Consider the following 19,683-nt stretch of genomic DNA (forward strand, 5'->3'; position numbering starts at 1 on the left):
GGGACGCGGAATCGTGCGCGCCGTTGCGCACGAGGGGTGGGGGGAACCGGTCGGCGGCCGCGTCCGCCGACGTCGGGGATCAGGCCGGGACGGGCTCTCTGCGGACCAGCTCGGAGAGCCGCTCGGACCAGCTGCCCTTGGCGGTGCCGAGGGCGACCTCGGCGAGACGCAGCAGCTGGACGTCCGAGGTGCCGGCCGGGGCGAAGATGTGGTGCGCGTCGCGCAGGTAGCGCTCGATCGGCCGGTCCGTGAAGAGCCCGGCCGCGGCGTGGATCTCCATGGCGTTGCGGCCCGAGTCGAGGGCCGACTCGACGTTGACCAGTTTGGCGTTCATCAGCTCCGCGTCGCAGGACATGCCCTGGTCGAGCAGGTGCACCGCGTGGTAGGCGGCGAGTCGTGCGGTCATCAGCCGGGACTGCATCTGGCCCAGCTTCAGCTTCACGGTGGGGAGTTCGTGGAGCGGGTTGCCGTAGCGGTGGCGCTCGGCGGCGAACCGGGTGGTGTCCTCCAGGATCGCCTGGTGGATGCCGAGGGAGACGGCGGTGAGGTTGGCCCGTCCGTACAGGACGCTGGAGGAGTAGGCGACGGCCAGTCCGTCGCCCTCGTCGCCGAGCCGGTTGGCCGCGGGGACACGGCAGTTCTCGAAGATGAGCTCGCCGAAGCTGAAGCCGTGCAGGCCCATGGCCTGCTCCTGGGGGCCGGTGCGGAACCCGGGGCGGTCGGACTCGACCAGGAAGGCCGTGAGCCCCTTCGAACCGGGGCCGGTCCGGACCACCACACCGTGCAGGTCGCCGACATGGCTGTTGCCGACGAAGACCTTGCTGCCGTTGAGGATGTAGTCGTCCCCGTCCCGGACGGCGCTCGCCGTCATCCCGAGGACATGGCCGCCGGATCCGGGTTCGGTGACGGCGATCGTCGGGAGGCAGTCGCCCGCCGCGATCGCGGGGAGCCACGTCTTGCGCTGCTCGTCACTGCCGAAGTGCACGATCTTGGCGGTGCCGAGCTGGGACGCCTGGACCATCGCGCCCATGGCGCCGCTGACCCGGGAGAGCTCTTCGATGATGATCGTCTTGGCCAGATGTCCGGCGCTCATGCCCCCGTACTCGTGGCCGATTGTCGCCCCCAGCCAGCCCTGTTCGGCGATCAGCCGGGAGAGCTCGTGATGGACCGTACGGGTCGCCTCCATCTCGGCTATCCGTGGCCGAACCTCACGCTCTGCGAAGTCCCGAACGGTCTCCCTGAGTTGATGATGCATGCGGCTGGTGAAGTAGCCGTCCATCGGAGTCCTCCCCTGCGAAACGCCTGTTCGCGCGATTGTTCGAACAGGTGGTGCATCGGCAGTGGTCCCGTCCCGAACAGGCCGACCACTTCATGGTGTTGATCTTTCGTGACCGGAGCAATATCGCCACGGAGTTTGTCCGAAACCCGAGTGGTTGACGTTTGAATCTGACTGTGTTTCGCGTGGTCTTGGCCTGGTGGGTCCTTCGAGCAGGTCATTCCACTCAGGCAGGTTTCTGCCACATGCCAACGGCAACCAGTGACCGGTCATATGGCACCGACAGCCCAGGTTTCGCCTCATAGGCCACCTCTTCATCACGGAGGAGGCATGCCGGATCTTTCGCCGGGGCCTTGGCGCCGGGAACGGCAGGGCTTCCGGCCTTTCGCGGGCGCCGGAGAGGCTGCCGGAAGGGGCGTGCGGGGGTGCGCGACAGCGTGGCGATGCGTGACAGGGAGTGACCGGCGGGCGGGTCGGCGCGCATTCCGCTTCGCGCCCCCGCGGAGCGCCGTACGGTCGGGGCATGGCCACCGCAGACGACGTACGCCGCATCGCGCTCTCGCTCCCCGGGGCGGTCGAGAAGCTCGCGTGGGGGATGCCCACCTTCCGGGCCGGCCCCGGAGGAAAGATCTTCGCCTCGCTGGACGACGACGATCAGGTGATGGGGGTGAAGTGCCCCAAGGAGGAGCGGGAGGAGCTCATCGCCGCCGAGCCCGGGAAGTTCTTCATCCGCGAAGGGCACGACGACGGTTACGCGTGGATCAGGGTCCGGCTCGGAGCCCTCGACGACGAGGCCGAACTCCGCGCCGTCCTCGCCGACTCCTGGCGCCAGGCGGCCTCGCGCCGCCTCCTCGCGGAGCACCCCGAGATCGGGGAGGCGGGGGAGGCGGGGTGAGGGGCCGCACCGTCCCCGCGTCCTGGCCGGAAGGCCACCGGCCCGACCCCGCCGGGCCGGGCCGGAAAGAGACCGTCCCGCATCCGCCACGGTGGCCTGAACGGGATTGCGGTCCCACCAGCCCGGCGAGCGCCGTCAACGGCCGAGGAAGGCCCTGATCCGCTTCCGCAGTCCCGCCGGGTCCAGACCCTGGCCGGCCAGGTGCTCCTCGATGCTGCCGTACGTGCGCAGCTCGCGGCGGGCGACACCGAGGCCCAGCACGCGGTGCGGCAGCTCCGTCAGCGCGTCGTTGGCCGCGGCGGTCGACGTGCCGGCGAGGTACGGCTCGACCAGGACGACGTCCGGGCGCGCTCCGGCGACCGCGCGACGCAGGCCGTCGGCGTCGAAGGGGCGGACCGTGTGGGCGTAGAGGACCGTGACGTCGAGGCCCTCGGTGGCCGCGAGGACGTCGTCCAGCAGGGGGCCGACGGCGACGACCACACCGTCCCCGCCCTCGCGCACCGTCGAGAAGCCCGCGGTGACGGGCCGGGGCGCGGCGTTGGACTGCGCGGAGAGCCGGACGTAGACGGAGTCGTCGCTCCGGACGGCCTGGCGCAGCAGCTCCTCCGCCTCGTCCGGGTGACCGGGTACGTGCACGGTCCAGCCGTCGAGGGTGTCGAGCAGAGCCACGTCGCCGGGCGACATGTGGGTGAAGCCGCCGGCCGGCCAGTCGTACGAGCCACCGGCGCTGACCAGCACGCCGGTCACGCCCTGGTGGCCGAAGTCCAGCTTCAGCTGCTCGAAGGGGCGCTCGACGAGGAAGCTCGCGAAGGTGTGCATCACCGGCCGCATCCCGGTCAGGGCGAGCCCGCCACCCGCCCCGATCAGCAGCTGCTCGCGGATCCCGACATTGATCACACGGTCCGGATGTCGCCGCTCGGCCTCCCGGAAGCCGTCCCTGCTGATCTCGGCGAGGACGACCGCCAGGCGGGGGTCCTCGTCGAGCAGGCGGCTGGTGGTCGCGATGAAGCGGTCGCGCATGGTGTCCATGGGAAGGGTGCTCCTCTGCTCGGTGCGGCGGGGGTCAGGCGTGCTTGGGCTCGACGCGGGCCACGACGACGTGCGGCCGGCCGGGGTGCGGGGCCGTGTAGGCGGCGTGCAGCGCGTCGTGATCGCGCCCGTCGACGGTCTGCGCCGACCAGCCGGCCGCCGCGAACCGCGCGGCGATCCCGCCCGGCCGTCCATAGGTGGCGGAACCGTTGTCGATCACCAGCGTGTGCAGCTGCTCCAGACCGGCGGGCCCCGCGTAGGCCAGCGCCTCGTGGTTGCTGCCCTCGTCCAGCTCGGCGTCCCCGATCAGCACCCACACCCGCGGATCGGTCAGCCCCTGGGCCCGCAGCCCCAGGACGCTGCCCACGGCCAGCGGGAGCCCGTGCCCGAGCGACCCGCTCCCGATCTCGGCGCCCGGCACCAGCGTCCGGTCGGGGTGGTGCCCGAGAGGCGAGTCGTACGAGCCGAACCCGCTCAGCAGCTCCTCCGGGAGGAAGCCCTTCGCCGACAGGACGGCGTAGTAGGCCATCGGCCCGTGCCCCTTCGACAGCAGGAACCGGTCCCGGGCCGGGTCGCCGAAGGTCTCGGGCGTGACCCGCAGTACGCGGTCGTACAGCACCCAGAGTGCGTCGAGGGTCGAGGTCGCGGCCGGCGAGTGCTTCTCGTCGCCGGTCATCAGCCCCATGAGGCGGGTGAGCCGGGCGAGGTCGGTGCGCGGATCGCGGAGGGCCGGGGTGTCTGCCGTGTTCGTCATGACACACACGGTGCAACCTCAAGCGAACTCGAGGTCAACCCCGGAAAGGGGTTCGTGACCACCCGGGGAAGTGCGGTATTGTTCTCATGCGCGTTCGGCCCAGGGAAACCCCAGGTCAGACGGGCATCGGGACGTGGCGCAGCTTGGTAGCGCACTTGACTGGGGGTCAAGGGGTCGCAGGTTCAAATCCTGTCGTCCCGACTTTTCGAAGTCGCAGGTCAGGGGCCGTTTCAGAGCAATCTGAAACGGCCCCTTGATCGTTTTTGGGGACCAGTTGGGGACCAATGCGCTCAGTGCGGGTCAGACGGCGGTAACGGCCGTGACTGGCAGCGAACGAGGTGCACGGAGCACCATGAGGTGCGCAGACAGCGCGGCACCAGCTGCCGTGATCTGGCCGGCGTCGGGGTGCAGGTAGCGCTGAGTGGTGGTCAGCGAGCCGTGTCCGGCGATCTTGCGCAGGACATGGAGGGGGACGCCTGCGTCGGCGAACCAGGTCAGCCCGGTGTGGCGCAGATCGTGTCGTCGAAGATGCTCGAAACCGAGCTCGGTGACGACGTTGTCCCAGTGGGTGGCGTCGCGCAGGACGGCGGTGGAGATGCGTCCGCCGCGGGGGCCGAAGAAGATCCGGGCGTCTGGGCTGTTGCCGGCGGCGAGCAGGCGTTGAGCCACCATCGGCCGTACCTCTTCGATGAGAGGTACCTTGCGGGCGCGCTTTCCCTTGGTGGCCTTGTCGACGAGCCCGCCTCGGGCGGGGGTGGTCTGCCGTCGTACGGTCCAGATCCAGGTGTCGGTGTCGATGTCCTTGACGCGGACTCCGGAGACCTCGCCGATGCGGGCTGCCGTGGACGCGGCGAAAGTGACCACGTCGCCCCAGCCCTGGTACTGGCCGTATGAGCGAGCGACCAGGGCCTTGGCGAGGGCCTGGAGGGTCTCCCAGTCGGGCAAGGCGAGCGCACGCGGGTCGTTCAGCTCGTCCTCGACCTGCTGGTACTGGCGCTGCCAGCCGCTGACTCGCGCGGGGTTGACCTTGATGAGCCCGTCTCGAACGGCCTGCTCCATGACGCGAACGAGGACGGCGATGGTGTTCTTCACGGTGGAGCGGCTGTACTCGTCAGTGATCCACCGGTAGACGGTGCGGTCCACTGCACCGTTGGTGATCATCCGAACCGGTAGATGCCCGAGGGAGGGCACTACGCGCAGACGCCAACCGGCCATATAGGGGTCGAGCGTCTTGAGCTCCAGTCCTCGAAGCGCGAGGTTCATGTTCGCGGTGCCGTAGTCGGCCAATGGCATGGTGGCAAGCGACGGGTTGATGCCGGCCTGGGCGGCCTCGACCAGGGCCGAGATCCACTCCTGGGCCTCGTCCTCGGTCTCCTTGGCTTCGGAGATGGACTTGCGGGACTTTGTCGTGGGGTCCCACCAGCGCACCCGAGCTCGGTAGGGCGAAGGCCGGTTGGGTCGGTATTCGACATCAGCGGTGAGGCGGACGCCAACCGGCACGGCCTCGACGGCGGAAGCAGGTGTCGCTATCGCCATGTCAGGCCGCCTGTTCGGGATCGACACGGCGACTGCGCAGCCAGTGTTCGACGTCAATCGCGCTGTACAGGGTGATGCGATCGGACACATGGACGAACGGCGGCCCTTGCAGGGGGTGTGCAGTGCGCCAGCGACGGAGCGTGGAGGGATCGAGGTTCAAGATGCCCGCGAGTTCGTCGGTCGTTAGCCATTTGCCGGTGACCAGGTCGGGGGAAACGTTTCGTCCGCTCTTCGCGGATTCCTGGGATGACATGGGGTCCTTGCGATGGCGCAGAACGCCGATCGGGCGAGTCGGTGCAAGAGGCAGGTTGGTCACGCTCCCCTGGGTGGAGGAATGGTGGGACGACGACCATAGAGGGAACGTTTGAAAAGTCCAGCGAAAAGCCACTGGATTCGCACACGGAGAACAACTCCCGCGGCGGTGCGGCTGGCTTAGGGGCCATCCGAGGTACCGGTTGCTCTCGAGGGTCTGTGGCTCACTGAGTGATCACTGCGCCCAACCGGACCATTCAGCCCTGAGGTGGAAGGCATCCCGTTCGGGCTGTGGCGTGGTGTTGGCTTCCTGAAAACGGTCTTGGGCGCCGTGGCGCTCCCGTAACAGAGCGGGGTTAGGGATTTCGAGATCGAAGCTGTGCCATCGGACGGCAAATACCTTTCGACTAGGGGGGGAGGGAGTGGCGCGGTGGAGCTTCGATCATCTATGCGATCCCCGGTTTCCGAAACCGGGGATCTCCAGCTATATTCCACCGTGGATCGGCCGCAAAGTCGGCTAAATTGACCAACCGTCAGTCTTGGGCGGTTGGCTGCAGGCTGATGGGTGACGTGGATCAGTTCCCTGTAGTTCGCTACTTGGGGTGATCGGCACGCATGAGGTCGGGCTCCGGCTGAATGGCCGCCCGGCGGGTCTTCGTCTGCCGCTGGTACAGCAGTTGCACCCATCCTGACCAGCGGGGACGGCCGTCCGTACGACTCGCTGGAGGGGACTGGTCCGGAAATAGTTCGGATCTTGGTTCGCGGGTTCCTGGGGCGGCGGGGCGGGGTGTGCGCCGCACATGAGCGGCGCGAGACCGTCTCCGCCCAAGGGGAGGCGTTCGGTGCACTGGCTGTCGGTCAGGACGCGCCAGGTCGTGTCGGGCGAGCTTGACGGCGGAGACGAGGGGGATCTCGGCCGGCAGGGGGACGGTGCCGGGCGCCGGCCTCATTGGGCGACATGCTTGCGATGTGTGATGCAAGCCATATGGGGTTCCTGTCAGCAATCGGGGTGCTGTTCCGCTCAAGTCACCGAGAGCAAGCGAACCGACAGGAGCATCACATGAAGCACCGCATCGTTGTTCTGGGCGCCGGCTATGCCGGGGCCTACGTGGCCGGGACCCTGGCTCGTCGGCTGTCCCCGGCGGATACCGAGATCACCGTGGTCAACGCCGAGCCGGAGTTCGTCCAGCGGCTGCGGCTGCACCAGCTCGCGGCCGGCCAGGAGATCGAGGCTCCGAAGCTCGCCGATGTCTTCGCGGGCACGGGGATACGGCTGCGCCTGGCCCGTGTCACCGCCGTCGATCCCGAGCGCCAGGTCGTCGCCGTGGCCGACGCCGACGGTGGCGGCGAGCTCGGCTACGACACGCTGCTCTACGCGCTCGGCAGCCACGTCGCCGACCACGGCGTCCCCGGCGTGGCCGAGCATGCCTTCCACGTCACCAGTCGTCCGGCGGCGCTGCGCCTGCGCGAGCGCCTGGACAGCCTGGGCGGGCGGGGCGAAGGCGGTCGTGTGCTGGTCGTCGGCGACGGGTTGACCGGCATCGAGACCGCCACCGAGATCGCCGAGTCCCGGCCCGGCCTGTCGGTGTCCCTGGTCGCGCGCGGCGAGCTGGGCGCCCCGCTCTCCGCCGGGGCACGCAGCCACCTGCGCCAGGCCTGCGACCGGCTGGGCATCACCGTCCTGGAGCACACCAGCGTCGAAGCTGTCGAAGCGACTCGGGTGCTGTGCGCCGACGGGAGCCCCCTGGCGTCTGACGCGACCGTGTGGACGGCCGGGTTCGCGGTCGACCCCATCGCCGCCGCAGCCGGGTTGGAGGTCACCGACGACGGTCGGATCGTCGTCGATCGCACCATGCGGTCGCTCTCGCACCCGAACGTCTACGCCGCCGGCGACAGCGTCTACACCATCGGCGACAACGGCCGGCCGCTGCCGATGTCCTGTGCATCGGCCGGCTTCACCGGCATGCAGGCCATGAAGGCCATCGTGGGATGCCTGACCGGCAGCAAGACGGCGAACGTCAAGCTGAGCTACCCGGGCAACCACATCAGCCTCGGGCGGCGCGACGGGATCCTGCAGATGGTCGACCATGAAGCGCAGGCAAAGCCGAAGTACATGGGCGGCCGGAAGGCCGCGCGGATCAAGGCGGGCATCCTCAAGATGTCGCTGTGGACCACCTCGCACCCGACATTCGGGCTGCCCAAGCGCAAGCACCATCTGGCCGCCGCGCCGGATGGGGCCGCCGCAAGGGTGGCCGCGTAGCCTGCCTAGGGTAATCCCCGTGGACAGCACTGACATTGACCGCTTCGACACCTGTCGGTTCGAGGCCAGCCGCAGTCGGCTGGCCTCGCTGGCGTACCGGCTGCTGGGATCCGCCGCCGACGCCGAAGACGCCGTGCAGGACGCGTTCTTGCACTGGCAGGCCGCCGACCGGCAGCGGATCAAGGTGCCGGAAGCATGGCTGACCAAGGTCGTCACCAACCTGTGCCTCGACCGGCTCCGCTCGGCACAGGCCCGCCGCGAACGCGCCGCCGGCGCCTGGCTGCCCGAACCGCTCCTCGACGGCGACCCGCTGCTCGGCCCGGCCGACACGTTCGAACAGCGCGAAACCGTCTCCCTCGCCGTGCTCACTCTCATGGAACGCCTGTCACCCTTCGAGAGGGCCGTCTACATCCTGCGCGAGGCGTTCTCCTACGGCCACGCCGAGATCGCCGAGATCCTCGACATCACCGAGTCCGCAAGCCAGCAACACCTCCACCGGGCCCGGCGCCACATCACCACGGCGCGCCGCGGCGGTGAACTCGACCCGGCAGCCGCCCGCAGGATCGTCGAGGAATTCCTCGCCGCCGCCTCCTCGGGCCGCACCGAACGGCTGGTGGCGCTGCTCACCCACGACGCCTCCGCGATCTCCGACGGCGCCGGCCTGACCAAGAAGCTGCTGCAGTACGACACTCCGGAGCGCATCGCCGCCATCGCGCGGGCCGGCTTCAAGTCCACGCCCGCGAAGCAGCGACTCGCCGGAGGGGTCTCCGAGGTCCACTTCGCGCTCGTCAATGGCGCCCCCGCCCTCCTCTTCGTGCCCGGCGGCAAGGTCGTCGGCGCGGTGACGTTCGACATCACAGACGGCAAGATCGCAACCGTGCGCGGCATCGCCGCCCCTGCCCGCCTCCTCCGCCTCGCCGACGCCTGGCGGCAGCACGAACCGGACGCGCCGCTCATCACCGAGTGGTGACCCGACGCCGACCGCGGCCAGACGCAGCACCCGCGCTGCGTTGAACCGTTCCCGGGTTCCCAGGCCGGTCGGGGGTTCAAGCCGGGTACGGATTCCGTGACGCCGTGGCCGGGGCCCCGGCCCCCCTCACCCTGGCTCGCCGCCGGACCCAGGTCATCACGAGGACGAGGGCCGCTGCTGCGCCGTACGCGATGTTGCTCAGCGACGGCTGGAAGTGGAGCGTCGGGGCGAGAACGTAGACGGCGGCGCCTGCGAGGGGGATGCCGAGCCATTCCCAGCGTCCGTCCAGGGCGACGAGTGCGATGAGGAGCAGCGCGTACCAGGAGTAGCCGGGGGTGAGGAGGACGAAGGACCAGCCGGTGACCAGTAGGGCGCCGCTCCAGGGGCGTCGCGGGTCTCCGCGCCACATCACGTACAGGGACACTGCCGCGACGATGACGAGCAGTACGGGGAAGGCCCAGGTGTCCGGCAGGACCAGGCGCAGGAGCGAGTAGCGGGATCCGGCCGAGGCGTCGTCGTAGCCCTCTTCCTCGACGTAGCCGCCGAGGTAGCCGAAGACCGAGCCGTGCGAGAGGAGGACGTACGGGAGGTAGGTGAGTACGACGAAGGCGGTGGCGGGCAGGAGGACGGCGGCCGCGTCGCGGACGCGGCGGATCCCTGACAGGGCGCCGGGGAGGACGACGGCAGGCATGAGCTTCGTGGCGATGGCGGCGCCGATCAGCACTCCGCCTGCTGCCCGCCGGGTCAGGTTCTGGGAGGCGACGAGGCCGAGGCCGGTGACCGCGAGGAGTACGCCCAGGACGTCGGCGTGGGCGTTGTTGACGGCCTCGATTGGGACGGCAGGGCACCAGGACCAGTACGCGGCTTTGCGGAGGTCGTTGCCGCGCCTTCGCAGGATCAGGAGGAGCGCGCCGGTGACGCCGAGGGAGATCAGGGCGGCGCCGATCTGGAGCGGCTTGTGGCGGGAGTCGGCGGGGGAGAGGCGGTCGACGGCGAGGAAGTACGCCTCGGCGACGGGCGGATAGATGGTGTGGACGGCGGGCCTGTTGAGGCGGGTGCAGTGGGGTGTGCTGCCGGTGTGGGGGATCGGGGCGAGGTCGGGGCCCGTGCAGGCGGCGCCGGTGGGGAAGAGCCAGGGGTCGCGGAGCCGGGCGAGCGCCGGGTCCTGCGGGGCGTGGTCGTACGGGGAGAGGCCGGCGGACTGGACGCGGCCGTCCCAGGCGTAGCGGTAGGAGTCGGTGCTGGTCCGCGGCGGCCCCATCAGCCCGGTCAGCGTGACGGCGACGGCCCCCGCGGCGATCAGCCACGCGGCGTGGCGGGCCGGGACCCGGCGCAGCGCCAGCAGCGCGACGGTGAAGAGCACCCAGCAGGCCGCGTACCACCAGAACAGGCCGACGGGGTCGCTGAAGTAGCCCCCGTACACGACGGTGCGGGCGAGGAGCGTCGTGAGTGCGGCAAGGGCGAGGGCGGTGGTCACCAGCGCGGTGCGAGGAGTGAGGGCGGTAAGGGCTTTCACCTGCGGAATCGTTCCAGGGATCGGCTCTCCCGTGGGCCGTGCCATCTCGGATGTCTGTGTTTCGTAAGGTGTTCCGCCAGCCTGCTCGGGCCTCGTCGGGGGTGTGATGGGGGCATGCGTTTCACCCTGCCCTCCGGACCGCCCGTCACCTTCAAGGCGCGCCTGCACGATGCCCGTACCGCGACCGCCATCGGCCGCTGGCTCGGCCTGGCCATGGCCGTCTGCTTCGCGACCGGTGTGCTGAGCCACTACCTCCAGCACCCGCCCGGATGGCTGGCCGATTCGCTGCCGAGCCGCCCGTACTGGGGTTACCGGCTCACCCAGGGTCTGCACGTGGCGTCCGGCATCGCGGCGATCCCGTTGCTGCTGGCGAAGCTGTGGGCGGTCTATCCGCGGCTGTTCGCCTGGCCTCCGGTGCGATCGGTCCTTCATACGCTGGAGCGGATCTCGGTGGCGATCCTGGTCGCGGCCGGACTGTTCGAGCTGTTCACCGGGCTGCTGAACACCTTCCAGTGGTACCCGTGGCCCTTCAACTTCGTTCCCGTGCACTACGCGGTCGCCTGGCTCCTGCTGGGATCGCTCCTGCTGCACGTCGCCGTGCAATGGCCGAAGATCCGCGACCACTTCACGCTCCGTTCCCCCGGAACCCTGACCCTGCCCGAGGCCGACGGGCCCGACCGCCGGCAGTTCCTCCTCGGCGTCACAGCCGCGGTCGGAGCAGTCACGCTCACCACGGTCGGACAGTCCGTCACCGCACTCGGCCCGCTGGAACTGTTCGGCCCGCGCAGCCCCGCCCACGGGGCCCAAGGGCTCCCCGTGAACCGAACGGCTGCTGCCGCGCGCGTCTCCGAGGCCTCCTTGGCCGACTGGCGGCTGACCGTGGACGGGCCGCGTCCTTACAGCCTCACGTTGGAGGAGTTGCGCGCCCTGCCGCAGCATGACGTCACCCTGCCCATCGCCTGCGTCGAGGGCTGGAGCAAGTCCGCGCACTGGACAGGGGTACGCGTAAGGGACCTGCTGGAGCGGGCGGGTGCCGGCCAGGACGCACGGGCCCGGGTGGTTTCCCTCGAAGCGGCGGGCGCCTACCGGGTGATGGAGATGGGACGCCTCTACGCGCAGGACCCGCTCACGCTGCTCGCGCTTCGGCTGAACGGTGAGGTGCTGTCCCTGGACCATGGCTACCCGGCGCGGATCATCGCCCCGAACCGGCCCGGTGTCCTGCAGACCAAGTGGGTCGGCCGACTGGAGGTGGCGTGATGAACTTTCGATACGTGATGGGCGGATCGGGGCTGGTGTGCGCGGCCTGGGGCGGGTGGCTGTTCCTCCAGCAGCCCGAGCCGTGGCGGATCGCCGCCTGGCTCGGGGGAGCGGTCGTGGTGCACGACGGGTTCGTCGCGCCCGTCGTGATGGCGATCGCCGCCCTCGTCGCGGTGGCGGGCCTGCGCCTGCACGGGGTAATGCGCGGAGCCCTGATCGTCGCGGGCTCCCTGACTGTGATCGCCCTTCCTCCGCTGCTGCGTCCGGGGGGCGTGGCCAACCCCACCGTCCTGCCGCTCGACTACCTGCGCAACTGGCTGCTCGCCCTGGCCGCCATCGCGCTGTTCACCCTCGCGTACGTCGGCGTGCGTGCCGTGGCGCGCCGTGTGGGCCGGGAGAGCCGTCGGGCCTGATCGGAGCGGTGCCGCGGAAAGCCGCCGGGTACGCGCATTGTTCTTGAATGGTCGTTCATGTATTTTCTTCTCATGCCCAGACCGCGAGAGTTCGAGCCCGACGCCGTTCTGAACGTGGCCATGCTGCGGTTCTGGGAGCGCGGGTACCGGGCGGTGTCCGTCGAGGATCTGGTGAAGGCGACCGGAGTTAAGCCCGGCAGCCTCTACAGCGCCTTCCCGGGCGGCAAGCGCGCGCTGTTCCTGAAGTCGCTGGAGCGGTACTCGCGGCTGGTGGTCCCCGAGAAGCTGGGCGAGCTGGAGGCCCCGGGCGCCTCGGTGGGCGAGATCCGCGGGTACTTCGACGGGTTGGTGCGTGATCTGCTCAGTCCCGAGGGCCGGCAGGGCTGCCTGCTCGTGAACACGGCGATCGAGAACGCGGCCGAGGATGACGAGGCGGCGGCCGTCGTCCGTGGCCACCTGGCCCGGCTGGAGCAGTGCATGACCCACGCACTGGAGAACGCGGCCCGCAGGGGGCAGGTCCGAGCCTCCCTGGACTGCGTCGGCAGCGCCAAGCTGCTGGTCGCCACCTGTCAGGGGCTGATGGTCGTCGGGAAGGCCAACCCGGACGAGGCGCTCCTGCGTGCGATCGTCGACAACGTCTTCGCCGCTCTCGCCTGACGGCGAGGCGTACGGGCCACCGCTCGCGGTGGCCCTTTTCTTCGCACCAATAGTTGAATGAGTGCTCAAGAATGGAGTCGGTACATGAAGGCCATCGTCATCTCCGCCCACGGCGGCCCCGAGGTCCTCACCCTCACCGAACTGCCCGACCCCGTGCCCGCCGACGGCGAAGTGCTGATCCGGGTCAAGGCGTTCGGCCTCAACCACGCCGAGGCCTACATGCGCAGCGGCACCTGGGGAAAGGTCGCCGCCGTCCCCGGGATCGAGTGCGCCGGACTGGTAGAGGACGATCCGTCCGGCGAACTCCCCGTCGGGACCCGGGTGGTGGCGATCCTCGGCGGCATGGGGCGGACCCGCAACGGAAGCTACGCGGAGCTGGTGACCGTACCGGCGACCAACGTGGTCGCCGTGCGCTCCTCGCTGGACTGGGCCGACCTTGCGGCGGTACCCGAGGTGTACGCGACGGCGTGGAGCGGCCTGTTCGGCAATCTGGACCTGCGGCCGGGCGAAACCGTCGTCGTGAGGGGAGCGACCTCCTCGCTCGGCCAGGCCGCGGTCAACCTGGCGGTCGACCACGGCGCGACCGTCCTCGCCACGACCAGGGACCCGCTGCGGGCGCCCCTGCTGAAGGAGCTCGGGGCTGCCGACGTACTCATCGACGACGGCGCGCTCGCCACCCAGGTCGCGGAGCGGGAGATCGGCGTCGACGCGGTGTTCGACGTCGTCGGCAACAGCGTCCTGCGTGACTCGCTGGCCCTGGTCCGGTCGTGCGGCCGGGTCTGCCAGCTCGGCTTCCTGGGCGGATTCGAGCCCGTACGCGACTTCGACCCGATCGCCGACCTCCCCAGCGGAGTCCGGCTCAGCTTCTTCGGCAGCGCCTTCGTCCTGGGCACGCCCGAATTCCCGTTCACCGACGTGCCGTTGGACGAGATATACGCCAAGGTCGAGGCCGGTGTCCTGCGGGCCCGTCCTACCCGGGTCTTCCGCTTCGACGAGATCGTCGAAGCCCATCGGGCCATGGAGGCCGGAGAAGCCCTCGGGAAGATGGTCGTTACCGTCGGCTGAACCCCCTCACCTGCGGCGGCCCGCCGAGGCGCCCTGGTCGAGGGTGAGCGCCTCAGGGGGTGGGATCCGCACTGCTGCGGATCCCACCCGGTGGTTCGCCGCTCGGCAACCGGTCAGCGCGTGAGGTGTACGAAGTGCCGGCCCGTCGTTTGCCAGGTGCCGTACGGGGTCCAGCCCGCGGACCTCGCCTCGGCGCACAGGGCGCGGGTGCCGAGCCGGGCCCACCAGAAGGAGGCTCCGCGGCCGCCGGTGCCGTCCTCGACGTACACCTCGACGCGTTCGTCGACGTCGGCGGCGGCGACCTCGACCAGCAGGGAACCACCGGGTGCGGTCAGTTCGGCGGCGCGGTGCAGCAGGGCTCCGGGGTCCCCGCCGATGCCGATGTTGCCGTCGATGAGTAGGACGGTGCCCCAGCTGCCTTCGCGGGGAAGCGGGTCGAACACCGACCGGCACAGGGCGCTGCCGCCCGCCCGCTCGGTACGGGCCACGGCCTCGGGGGTGACGTCGACACCAAGCGCCGTATGGCCGAGTCCGGCGAGGGCGGCGACCAGTCGGCCCGGTCCGCAGCCGATGTCGAGGACGTGCCCGGCACACCGGGTCAAGACGGTGTGGTCGGCCGCGTCGGGCTCGGCGCACCACCGTTCGACCTCCAGCGGCAGCAGCCAGCCGTCGCGCCGACGGAGGAACAGCGGCCCCTGCCCGGTGCGGAGGGCGACCGCGTACGGATCCGCCTGCCAGGTACGGGTGGCGGGTTCGGCGAGCTGGGCGGTCATCGGGTCACCGCGCACATGCCGTGGTGCAGGGTGGCGAAGCGCGTCCGCGGGGCTGCGGCCGCGACCTGTTCCGCGTCGGCGGGGGTGTCCACGTCGCACAGCTCGGGCAGGTCCCGTACGGAGAGCCCCGCATCGGTCAGGCGCTGCCGCTGGACCTCGCCGGTGTGTGCCACGGACATGGGGACACCGAGCAGCAGGGCGGGGTCGGGGTGGGCGAGGCCGAGGGCCCAGAACCCTCCGTCGTCGGCGGGCCCGAACCAGGCGTCCGCCCCGGTGAAGTCGAGCCCGGGCGCGAGCAGGCCGGGAGTGACCTGCGGGGTGTCCATGCCGACCAGCAGGCTCGGTCCTTCGGCCAGGGCGAACGCGGCGGCCAGTCGGACGTCCAGGCCGCCCGTGCACTGCGGGACGACCTCGATGCCGTCCGGGATCCAAGGGCCCGGATGTCCGTCGAGGACCAGGACGCGGCGCCGGGCCGGCGTGGCAAGGACCGCGGCGAGGGTGTCCTGGAGTGCGGCGAGGGCCAGGTCGGCGGCCTGCTGCGGGGTGAACTGCGTGGTCAGTCGGGTTTTCACGCGCCCGGCGACGGGTGCTTTGGCGATGACGAGGAGGGTGCTCATGCGGTGATCCCCTCGGTCGGTGCGGGGCGGGCGCCCGGTGGCTCGGCCAGGACCCTGCGCATGTCCCGTACCGCGTGCCAGGTGCCCCGCCAGGTGCCGGTGACCTTGGACTTGCCGGATCTGGGGAGGTACGGGATGTCCGTCTCGGCCACCTTCCAGCCCGCGTCGGCGGCCCGTACGACCATCTGCAGCGGGTAGCCGCTGCGCCGGTCGGTCAGCTCCAGGCCGAGCAGTGCCTCGCGGCGGGCGACCCGCATCGGTCCGAGGTCGTGGAGCCGCAGGCCGGTGCGGCGGCGCAGCATGCGGGCCAGGGCGATGTTTCCGGCACGCGCGTGCGCGGGCCAGGCGCCGCGGCCCTGCGGGCGGCGCCGGCCGAGCAGGAGGTCCGCCTCGCCGCCCGCGACCCGCTCGGCCATGGGGGCGAGCAGCCCGGGGTCCATGGAGGCGTCGCAGTCGCAGAAGCAGACCAGTTCGGCGCGTGCGGCTAGCAGTCCGGCGTGGCAGGCGGCGCCGAAGCCGCGCCGGGTCTCGTTTACGACGGTGGCGCCGAGGGAGCGGGCGATGTCGGCCGAGCCGTCGGTGGAGCCGTTGTCGACGACGATGGCCCGCCACCCGGCCGGCACCCGCGCCAAGACCCAGGGGAGGGCTTCCGCCTCGTCGAGGCACGGCAGTACGAGGTCCGCGCGGGGCGGACGACAAGCAGAAGGAGTCACCCTCCACACCGTAGGAACCGAAGGGCGGAGAAGGGCACCCGAAGACCTTACGAAACGCGGACGCCGCGTCGCGCGGAGCCAGACCCAGGTCCGCGCGGCACCGCACGGTGTCACTGTGGAGGCATGGCATCCGGCAGCGAACCCGGCCTCCGGCGAAGCTGCGGGGGCGGGGCAGTCAGGCCCGTACCCCTCCCTCGGGTGCGGGCGTGGGCCTGGCGATCGTCCGGGGCATCGTCGAGGCCCACTCCGGGCGCGCGGATGTCCACAACGTGCCCGGCGGTTGCCGCTTCGAACTGAGCCTCCCCGCACCTGCGTAGGCCGTTCCGGTCGGATCGCGGAATCGAAATCGGCGACGACCGATGAGTTCCTTCATGATCCACAGTCAGAGATCATGGTGGGTGTGTGGCAGGCGGGTATGTGCCCGGCGCGCATCGATCGAATCTGCTGAGAACCGGACACCAGATACTGAGGAACCCAGATGCGCACTTTGATCAGCACCGCCTTCATCTCCCTCGACGGCGTCGTGGAGGGCCCGGGTGGGGAGCCCGGCTACCGCAACTCCGGATGGACCTTCAAGGACGTCGAGTTCCTCCCTGAGGCATTCGAGATCAAGGGGCGGGAGCAGAAGGAAGCCGCCGCGATGCTGCTGGGACGGAGCAGTTACGAGGCGTTCAGCCCGGTGTGGCCCGACATGGCGGACTTCGCCGACTACAAGGTGATGCCGAAGTACGTCGTCTCCACCACCCTCACCGAGGACGACCTGGTGTCGAATTGGGGCGAGACCACGATCCTGCGCTCGCTCGACGAGGTCGCCGCGCTGAAGGACGCCGAGGGCGGTCCGATCATCGTCCACGGCAGCGCAGCGCTGAACCAGGGCCTCTCGGACGCGGGCCTGATCGACCGCTACCACCTGCTCGTCTTCCCGCTCCTGCTCGGAGCCGGTAAGCGTCTGTTCAGCGGCACGGACAAGGACACCCAGAAGCTGAAGCTCGTCGAGCATGAGGCCTACGCCAACGGCCTGCAGAAGATGGTCTTCGACGTCGTCCGCTGAGAAGGTCCTTTGCGCTCAACCCGCAGTGGAACCGGCCGACGACCTCGGCCGGTTCCCGGGCTCAGCCGGTCACACCGGCCGACTCGCGCTGGCCGGCCCGGGCGAACTCGGTCATGCCGTCGACGAAGCCGACCGTCGGACGCCAGCCCAGCTCCTTGCGCAGGCGGGCGGAGTCGGCGGTGATGTGCCGTACGTCGCCGAGGCGGAACTCGCCCGTCACCACCGGGGCGGGTCCGCCGTGCGCCGCGGCCAGCGCGGTGGCCATCTCGCCGACCGTGTGGGGCTCGCCGCTGCCGGCGTTGTACACGGCGAGCGCGCCCGTCTGCCGGGCATCGACCGCCTCGAGTGCCACCGCGTTGGCCGCGGCCACGTCCGTGACGTGGACGAAGTCTCTTCGCTGCGCGCCGTCCTCGTAGACCCGCGGCGCCTGGCCCCGGGCGAGCGAGGAGCGGAAGAAGGAGGCCACCCCGGCGTACGGGGTGTCGCGCGGCATGCCGGGTCCGTACACGTTGTGGTAGCGCAGCGACACCGCCCGGCCCTCCACGCACCGGGCCCAGTTCGCCGCGAGGTGCTCCTGGGCCAGCTTCGTCGTCGCGTACACGTTCCGCGGATCCGTCGGGGCGTCCTCGCCGACGAGGCCCGGCGCGAGTTCGGCTCCGCAGTCAGGGCAGCGGGGTTCGAACCGGCCCGCCGTCAGGTCCTCGGTCCGACGCGGCCCGGGGCGTACCGTTCCGTGCCGTTCGCACGTGTACCGGCCCTCCCCGTAGACCACCATCGACCCGGCGAGCACGAGCGCCCCCACACCGGCGGCCGCCATCTCCGCCAGCAGCACCGCCGTCCCGAGGTCGTTGCAGCCGACATAGTCGGGGGCGTCGGCGAAGTCCTTGCCGAGGCCGACCATGGCCGCCTGGTGGCACACCGCGTCGACGCCGCGGAGCGCGGCTCTGACCGCGTCGGCGTCCCGTACGTCGGCGCGCACGAACTCGGCGGCGGGCAGCGGCGGCGTGCCGGGGTGGGCGGCGGGGAGCAGGGCGTCGAGGACGACGGGCTCGTGCCCGCGGGCCGTGAGGGCGGAGACGATGTGGGAGCCGATGAACCCGGCCCCTCCGGTGACGAGTACGCGCATGCTCCGGACGCTACGCAGTGCGGAGCCCGTAGAGAGTCTCCCACGCGCGCACGTAAGACTTCCGTCATACGGGAGCGCCGGGAACGCCGACCGGGGCGTGACGGCCGGGGGCTTCCGGCGGGAAGTCAGTGGTGACCGAGGTGGTCGTGGTCCTTCCAGATGCCGTCGCCCGGCATGTCGAGGCGGGCGGTGAGCGGTCGGCGCCACGGGGGAGTGGAGGTGGGTTCGCCCCAGTAGTCGGTGACCCGTACGGCCCGGCCGTCGCCCAGCTCGGCGATGGTGACGTTGCGGTAGAGGCGGCCGTCGCCGTAGTCGCAGGTCCATTCCACGACGATCACGTCGCCGTCGAGGCGCAGCCGTCGTCCCACTTCGAGCGTGAGCTCGGGGAAGTTCCCCTCGACCTCACCGATGAGCTTGCTGCCGCGGACGACCTCGCCCATCTGGGGCCATTGCCGCTCGACCTCCGGGGCGAGCGGCACCCCGAGGAGGTAGGCGAGGCGGGTGCGGCCGTTCGATTCCGGTGTCGGCTCGTTCATTGCCGTCAGTCCTTCCTGTGCGGTGGGCGGCGGACCGGATGCGGCGCGTGTCGGGGTGCGCCGGAGCCGTCGACCACGCTGCTGATGTGGAAACGGACCCGGCGGCCAGTGCCGCCCTCATCGTCGTCGGAGCCATCAGGAGACCACTCCAGGACCGCGGTGCCGGACAGGTGCACGGCGTGCCCCGTGGCGAAATCGGCGAACACCAGTGCCGCGGCGCTGTCGACGGCCAGATTGCCGAGGCTGTTGAACATGTTGTTGCCCGGATAGTCGGGCCACCAGAGGCTGTCGTCCTCGACGCGGACGAAACCGGGCGGCCCACCACGGTGCGAGGCGTCGTTGCCGCGCTCCGGATGGGTGGTGCCCAGGAAGAAGGTGTCGGCCGCACGGATGAGCCGGGCCTGATCGGACGCCAAGGAGGTGGCGTACCGCACCGGGGCGCCGTCCCCGTCCCCGGCGACAGCGGGTCCGGGTTGGAGGTGACGCCGCTGGATGTACTGGGGACAGTTGCCGTACGCCTGATCGACTTGGAGCGTGAGGCCGTCCTCGTCCGCGGTGGTGAGTGTCCCGTTGACCCGCAAGCGACGGCGGGTGGCGAAGTCGATGGCCAGCAGGCCGACCGGCTGACCGGGAGGGAGCGAGTGGAGCGGGTCGGCGGTGGCGGGTGCGGTGCGTACGCGCAGAGTGGATGCCGCGATGACGTCGAGGACGCCGGGCGGTCCGGTCAGCGGTGAGATCCACAGCTGGCCGAAGTCGTCGCGCGCCGTGATCGCGGCGAGTGTGCGTTCGGCGAGGAAGCCGGCCGCCCCGCCACGCAGGTCGGGCGGGCGGAGCATGCCGGCGAGCCGGGCGGCCTCTGCGCGCACGCCGGCCTGCTGCTGTACGGCGAGCTCGCCGGGGTGGAAGACCTCGGCAGGCATTTCGTTCGATCGGTTCATGACCGTCTCCTGATCGTGGCGGGACGGATGGCCGGTGGCACGGCCTGGC

The 19,683-nt window shown here is 70.6% G+C and carries 20 protein-coding genes, 1 tRNA gene and 1 pseudogene; 10 read left to right on the forward strand and 12 right to left on the reverse strand.

The features are described 5' to 3' along the window. Positions 1-79: 79 nt before the first annotated feature. A complete protein-coding gene (locus ACGFZF_RS12265; RefSeq protein ID WP_393553611.1) occupies positions 80-1,279 on the reverse strand; it encodes an acyl-CoA dehydrogenase family protein in 1,200 nt (399 codons plus the stop codon). A 520-nt stretch (positions 1,280-1,799) separates the two neighbouring features. Between ACGFZF_RS12265 and ACGFZF_RS12270 the strand changes: the two genes are divergently transcribed. Continuing rightward, positions 1,800-2,171, forward strand: a complete 372-nt coding sequence (locus ACGFZF_RS12270) for an MmcQ/YjbR family DNA-binding protein (RefSeq protein WP_393553613.1) — start codon at positions 1,800-1,802, stop codon at positions 2,169-2,171. A 135-nt stretch (positions 2,172-2,306) separates the two neighbouring features. Here the strand turns inward: ACGFZF_RS12270 and ACGFZF_RS12275 are convergent, their stop codons facing one another. Together ACGFZF_RS12275 and ACGFZF_RS12280 are read right to left on the reverse strand one after the other, a co-directional pair. Beyond that, positions 2,307-3,200, reverse strand: coding sequence for a transketolase family protein (locus ACGFZF_RS12275; RefSeq protein ID WP_393553615.1), 894 nt, complete (start codon positions 3,198-3,200; stop codon positions 2,307-2,309). 34 nt (positions 3,201-3,234) lie between these two features. Continuing rightward, the gene (locus ACGFZF_RS12280; RefSeq protein WP_393553617.1) at positions 3,235-3,954 is read right to left on the reverse strand and encodes a transketolase; all 720 of its coding nucleotides are present in this window, start codon (positions 3,952-3,954) and stop codon (positions 3,235-3,237) included. Between the two features lie 127 nt (positions 3,955-4,081). Between ACGFZF_RS12280 and ACGFZF_RS12285 the strand changes: the two genes are divergently transcribed. Then, positions 4,082-4,155: transfer RNA gene (locus ACGFZF_RS12285), tRNA-Pro, on the forward strand. A 99-nt stretch (positions 4,156-4,254) separates the two neighbouring features. On the opposite strand, the gene ACGFZF_RS12290 is transcribed toward ACGFZF_RS12285, so the two are convergent. Further along, positions 4,255-5,490, reverse strand: a complete 1,236-nt coding sequence (locus ACGFZF_RS12290) for a site-specific integrase (RefSeq protein WP_323183558.1) — start codon at positions 5,488-5,490, stop codon at positions 4,255-4,257. A 1-nt stretch (position 5,491) separates the two neighbouring features. After that, positions 5,492-5,806, reverse strand: coding sequence for a helix-turn-helix domain-containing protein (locus ACGFZF_RS12295; RefSeq protein WP_393553620.1), 315 nt, complete (start codon positions 5,804-5,806; stop codon positions 5,492-5,494). Positions 5,807-6,802: 996 nt separating this feature from the next. On the opposite strand from ACGFZF_RS12295, the gene ACGFZF_RS12300 reads away from it, so the two are divergent. Both ACGFZF_RS12300 and ACGFZF_RS12305 read left to right on the forward strand, forming a co-directional pair. Next, complete coding sequence (locus ACGFZF_RS12300) at positions 6,803-8,002, forward strand: NAD(P)/FAD-dependent oxidoreductase (protein ID WP_266353966.1); 1,200 nt, start codon at positions 6,803-6,805, stop codon at positions 8,000-8,002. Between the two features lie 19 nt (positions 8,003-8,021). Next, complete coding sequence (locus ACGFZF_RS12305) at positions 8,022-8,972, forward strand: sigma-70 family RNA polymerase sigma factor (protein ID WP_252310199.1); 951 nt, start codon at positions 8,022-8,024, stop codon at positions 8,970-8,972. 76 nt (positions 8,973-9,048) lie between these two features. On the opposite strand, the gene ACGFZF_RS12310 is transcribed toward ACGFZF_RS12305, so the two are convergent. Then, positions 9,049-10,488 carry a glycosyltransferase family 87 protein gene (locus ACGFZF_RS12310; RefSeq protein ID WP_252310200.1) on the reverse strand — a complete coding sequence of 480 codons (1,440 nt, stop codon included), beginning with the start codon at positions 10,486-10,488 and terminating at the stop codon, positions 9,049-9,051. 114 nt (positions 10,489-10,602) lie between these two features. Between ACGFZF_RS12310 and ACGFZF_RS12315 the strand changes: the two genes are divergently transcribed. The 4 genes from ACGFZF_RS12315 (at position 10,603) to ACGFZF_RS12330 (ending at position 13,880) form a co-directional block, all read left to right on the forward strand. Further along, positions 10,603-11,745, forward strand: a complete 1,143-nt coding sequence (locus ACGFZF_RS12315; protein WP_252310201.1) for a molybdopterin-dependent oxidoreductase — start codon at positions 10,603-10,605, stop codon at positions 11,743-11,745. Further along, a complete protein-coding gene (locus ACGFZF_RS12320; RefSeq protein WP_252310202.1) occupies positions 11,745-12,158 on the forward strand; it encodes a hypothetical protein in 414 nt (137 codons plus the stop codon). The genes ACGFZF_RS12315 and ACGFZF_RS12320 overlap by 1 nt, the downstream gene beginning before the upstream one ends. A gap of 72 nt (positions 12,159-12,230) precedes the next feature. Then, positions 12,231-12,815, forward strand: coding sequence for a TetR/AcrR family transcriptional regulator (locus ACGFZF_RS12325; RefSeq protein WP_252310203.1), 585 nt, complete (start codon positions 12,231-12,233; stop codon positions 12,813-12,815). Between the two features lie 84 nt (positions 12,816-12,899). Next, positions 12,900-13,880, forward strand: coding sequence for a zinc-binding dehydrogenase (locus ACGFZF_RS12330; protein ID WP_393553624.1), 981 nt, complete (start codon positions 12,900-12,902; stop codon positions 13,878-13,880). A 113-nt stretch (positions 13,881-13,993) separates the two neighbouring features. On the opposite strand, the gene ACGFZF_RS12335 is transcribed toward ACGFZF_RS12330, so the two are convergent. Genes ACGFZF_RS12335 through ACGFZF_RS12345 form a run of 3 tightly spaced genes read right to left on the reverse strand, consistent with a single transcriptional unit; the run spans position 13,994 to position 15,983 of the window. Next, the gene (locus tag ACGFZF_RS12335; protein ID WP_393553626.1) at positions 13,994-14,653 is read right to left on the reverse strand and encodes a class I SAM-dependent methyltransferase; all 660 of its coding nucleotides are present in this window, start codon (positions 14,651-14,653) and stop codon (positions 13,994-13,996) included. Beyond that, the gene (locus ACGFZF_RS12340; protein WP_393553628.1) at positions 14,650-15,270 is read right to left on the reverse strand and encodes a DUF2064 domain-containing protein; all 621 of its coding nucleotides are present in this window, start codon (positions 15,268-15,270) and stop codon (positions 14,650-14,652) included. The genes ACGFZF_RS12335 and ACGFZF_RS12340 overlap by 4 nt, the downstream gene beginning before the upstream one ends. After that, complete coding sequence (locus ACGFZF_RS12345; protein WP_393553630.1) at positions 15,267-15,983, reverse strand: glycosyltransferase family 2 protein; 717 nt, start codon at positions 15,981-15,983, stop codon at positions 15,267-15,269. The genes ACGFZF_RS12340 and ACGFZF_RS12345 overlap by 4 nt, the downstream gene beginning before the upstream one ends. 167 nt (positions 15,984-16,150) lie before the next feature. Between ACGFZF_RS12345 and ACGFZF_RS12350 the strand changes: the two are divergent. Then, positions 16,151-16,300 (forward strand): annotated as a pseudogene (locus ACGFZF_RS12350) (ATP-binding protein); the annotation flags it as partial. 161 nt (positions 16,301-16,461) lie between these two features. After that, on the forward strand, positions 16,462-17,034 hold the full coding sequence (locus ACGFZF_RS12355; RefSeq protein ID WP_266606521.1) for a dihydrofolate reductase family protein: 573 nt from the start codon (positions 16,462-16,464) through the stop codon (positions 17,032-17,034). 61 nt (positions 17,035-17,095) lie between these two features. Here ACGFZF_RS12355 and ACGFZF_RS12360 read toward each other — a convergent pair whose 3' ends face one another. From ACGFZF_RS12360 to ACGFZF_RS12370, 3 genes are all read right to left on the reverse strand, one after another. Next, on the reverse strand, positions 17,096-18,160 hold the full coding sequence (locus tag ACGFZF_RS12360) for an NAD-dependent epimerase/dehydratase family protein (protein WP_393553632.1): 1,065 nt from the start codon (positions 18,158-18,160) through the stop codon (positions 17,096-17,098). A gap of 125 nt (positions 18,161-18,285) precedes the next feature. Continuing rightward, positions 18,286-18,696, reverse strand: coding sequence for a hypothetical protein (locus tag ACGFZF_RS12365; RefSeq protein ID WP_328960465.1), 411 nt, complete (start codon positions 18,694-18,696; stop codon positions 18,286-18,288). A gap of 5 nt (positions 18,697-18,701) precedes the next feature. Then, a complete protein-coding gene (locus tag ACGFZF_RS12370; protein WP_393553634.1) occupies positions 18,702-19,634 on the reverse strand; it encodes a pyridoxamine 5'-phosphate oxidase family protein in 933 nt (310 codons plus the stop codon). Between the last annotated feature and the right edge of the window lie 49 nt (positions 19,635-19,683).

This window comes from Streptomyces sp. NPDC048338 (assembly GCF_043201055.1).
GTDB lineage: Bacteria > Actinomycetota > Actinomycetes > Streptomycetales > Streptomycetaceae > Streptomyces.

Excerpts from the sequence above, each read along its gene's own strand:
- ACGFZF_RS12265 (WP_393553611.1), bottom strand. The coding sequence starts at position 1,279 with ATGGACGGCTACTTCACCAGCCGCATGCATCATCAACTCAGGGAGACC.
- ACGFZF_RS12270 (WP_393553613.1), top strand. The coding sequence starts at position 1,800 with ATGGCCACCGCAGACGACGTACGCCGCATCGCGCTCTCGCTCCCCGGG.
- ACGFZF_RS12275 (WP_393553615.1), bottom strand. The coding sequence starts at position 3,200 with ATGGACACCATGCGCGACCGCTTCATCGCGACCACCAGCCGCCTGCTC.
- ACGFZF_RS12280 (WP_393553617.1), bottom strand. The coding sequence starts at position 3,954 with ATGACGAACACGGCAGACACCCCGGCCCTCCGCGATCCGCGCACCGAC.
- ACGFZF_RS12290 (WP_323183558.1), bottom strand. The coding sequence starts at position 5,490 with ATGGCGATAGCGACACCTGCTTCCGCCGTCGAGGCCGTGCCGGTTGGC.
- ACGFZF_RS12300 (WP_266353966.1), top strand. The coding sequence starts at position 6,803 with ATGAAGCACCGCATCGTTGTTCTGGGCGCCGGCTATGCCGGGGCCTAC.
- ACGFZF_RS12315 (WP_252310201.1), top strand. The coding sequence starts at position 10,603 with ATGCGTTTCACCCTGCCCTCCGGACCGCCCGTCACCTTCAAGGCGCGC.
- ACGFZF_RS12320 (WP_252310202.1), top strand. The coding sequence starts at position 11,745 with ATGAACTTTCGATACGTGATGGGCGGATCGGGGCTGGTGTGCGCGGCC.
- ACGFZF_RS12325 (WP_252310203.1), top strand. The coding sequence starts at position 12,231 with ATGCCCAGACCGCGAGAGTTCGAGCCCGACGCCGTTCTGAACGTGGCC.
- ACGFZF_RS12330 (WP_393553624.1), top strand. The coding sequence starts at position 12,900 with ATGAAGGCCATCGTCATCTCCGCCCACGGCGGCCCCGAGGTCCTCACC.
- ACGFZF_RS12335 (WP_393553626.1), bottom strand. The coding sequence starts at position 14,653 with ATGACCGCCCAGCTCGCCGAACCCGCCACCCGTACCTGGCAGGCGGAT.
- ACGFZF_RS12340 (WP_393553628.1), bottom strand. The coding sequence starts at position 15,270 with ATGAGCACCCTCCTCGTCATCGCCAAAGCACCCGTCGCCGGGCGCGTG.
- ACGFZF_RS12355 (WP_266606521.1), top strand. The coding sequence starts at position 16,462 with ATGCGCACTTTGATCAGCACCGCCTTCATCTCCCTCGACGGCGTCGTG.
- ACGFZF_RS12360 (WP_393553632.1), bottom strand. The coding sequence starts at position 18,160 with ATGCGCGTACTCGTCACCGGAGGGGCCGGGTTCATCGGCTCCCACATC.
- ACGFZF_RS12365 (WP_328960465.1), bottom strand. The coding sequence starts at position 18,696 with ATGAACGAGCCGACACCGGAATCGAACGGCCGCACCCGCCTCGCCTAC.
- ACGFZF_RS12370 (WP_393553634.1), bottom strand. The coding sequence starts at position 19,634 with ATGAACCGATCGAACGAAATGCCTGCCGAGGTCTTCCACCCCGGCGAG.